General features: G+C 35.0%; 2 protein-coding genes and 1 pseudogene. All 3 read left to right on the top strand.

Annotated features, from left to right (window positions below; genetic code table 11):
• The first annotated feature begins 83 nt into the window (after positions 1-83).
• The 3 genes and pseudogenes from GX687_01220 (at position 84) to GX687_01210 (ending at position 1,683) form a co-directional block, all read left to right on the top strand.
• A complete protein-coding gene (locus GX687_01220; GenBank protein ID HHX96071.1) occupies positions 84-842 on the top strand; it encodes a DUF2334 domain-containing protein in 759 nt (252 codons plus the stop codon).
• Positions 843-995: 153 nt separating this feature from the next.
• Positions 996-1,181: pseudogene (locus GX687_01215) on the top strand (IS256 family transposase).
• A gap of 205 nt (positions 1,182-1,386) precedes the next feature.
• Positions 1,387-1,683, top strand: coding sequence for an ATP-binding protein (locus tag GX687_01210; GenBank protein HHX96070.1), 297 nt, complete (start codon positions 1,387-1,389; stop codon positions 1,681-1,683).
• The last annotated feature ends 186 nt before the right edge of the window (positions 1,684-1,869 follow it).

The raw sequence follows: 1,869 nt of genomic DNA, 5'->3' as shown, positions 1-1,869 counted from the left end.
TTTTTTGTTTGTTAGTTTTAAGGATTTGAAACCAGTATTAATTAGATTGTTTAAAAAATAATAATTCTGGGAAGTGAAATATTGTGTGGGCGAAATATATTTTTAGGTTAGATGATATTGCCGAAAATATGAATTGGGATAATTATTTTTTATTAAAAGATATTTTTGAGAGTTATAATGTGAAGCCCATTATTGGTGTTATCCCTAATAATAGAGATCCGGAATTGTTAGAATATCCGAAAGGTGATATTAACTTTTGGGAAGAGATTAGGGATTTGCAAAAAAAGGGTTGGGCTATTGCTTTGCATGGTTATGATCATAAGTATGTAACAGAAAATAGTGGTATTTTAAATGTTTGTGATAGAAGTGAATTTGCCGGGTTGTCATATGAAGAACAAAATGAAAAAATATTAGCCGGGAAGAAAATATTCGAGGAAAATGGAATTAGAATTGATGCTTTTATGGCTCCTTCCCATTCTTTTGATGAAGTAACTTTAAGGGCTCTTGTTAATAATGATATAAGGGTAATAACTGATGGGACAGCTTTTTTCCCCCATTATTATAGAGATGTGATGTTTGTTCCACAGCTTTTGGCTACTCCGAGAAAAATGCCGTTTGGTATTTACACATGGTGCTTACATCCGAATACCATGGATAATAAACGGGTAGAGCATGTGGGGGAATTTATTCGAAGGTATCAAAAAAATATAATTTCTTTTTTTGATGCAAAAAATTACGTAAATAATAAGGCTTTAAATAAAATAAGTGGTCAATTGAATAAAAAAATATTAAAAATCATTAGGACTGTAAGGGACAGATGTTCTAAGGATAGGTACAGTTAATGTTTACGAGATTTTTTTGTTGAATTTGTTATGTTCCATTTATTTAATGGATTAAGTCCGTATAATGGTGTAAATAGAAAAATAAGTTGAGCCAAGGCTCTGCCTCGGTTAAAATATATGTACCAACAAATATCAAACCGAGGAGGAAGAACGATGGCTCAATTCAATATTACAATAAGTGAGGAATTTTTGCACGGACTTTTTTTGTTAAAAGGCAAAGATGAAGCATTGGCCAAATTAATGGAAGAAATCTTTAACCAGGTGCTTATTGCCCAATCTACTGAACAGTTAGGTGCGGGGTCTTATGAGCGAACTGAAAAAAGGACTGCTTACCGTAATGTCACCGGGTATAAATGCTAACCTGAAACTGAGCCACTAAAGATGAAAACGCTCATCTGAAAGTAAGCCACTTGAAATATACTCTGCCGCGGCTTAGGCTAAGGTGGGGGTGAATGGAGTGGTAATTACAGTGAAAGATTACAAGCAAATCCGCCAAATGTATTTAAGTGGTATTAGCCAGCGACACAAATAGCCAGGGAACTACATATATCCCGAAATACGGTGGCTAAATACTGCAAAGGCTGATTTACTTATTTTGGACGAGCTCAGCTACATAAGCTTTAACCGCTATCAATCTGAATTGTTGTTTAAAGTGATATCTGAACGCAGCGAAAGGGGAAGTGTGATTGTTACGACTAATTTACCCTTTTCTCAGTGGACGGATCTTTTTGAAAATACAACGATGATTGCCGCCTTCGTTGACCGTCTGACCTTCAAGTCATATGTGCTTGATATGAATGGGGATTCTTACAGACTTGAACAAACAATGAAGAACCAATAGTTTAACAGGTGGCTCACTTTCAAGTGAGCGACTGGCTCAGTTTCTAGTTGACAAACGCAAGCAGATAAAAGGATATGAAAAATTGCGGATAGTATTGATGATTTTACGAGATATTTGGGTAACTAGGTTAAAAGTAGTTAAGAGTTATTGTTTATTATTTCATAATCCGGACGCACACGACCGATT

Source organism: Clostridia bacterium (assembly GCA_012841935.1).
In the GTDB taxonomy this organism is placed as follows: Bacteria; Bacillota; Peptococcia; order DRI-13; family DTU073; genus DUTS01.
The sequence above is the reverse complement of the archived record's forward strand: the minus strand, read 5'-3'. Positions and strand labels throughout refer to the sequence as shown.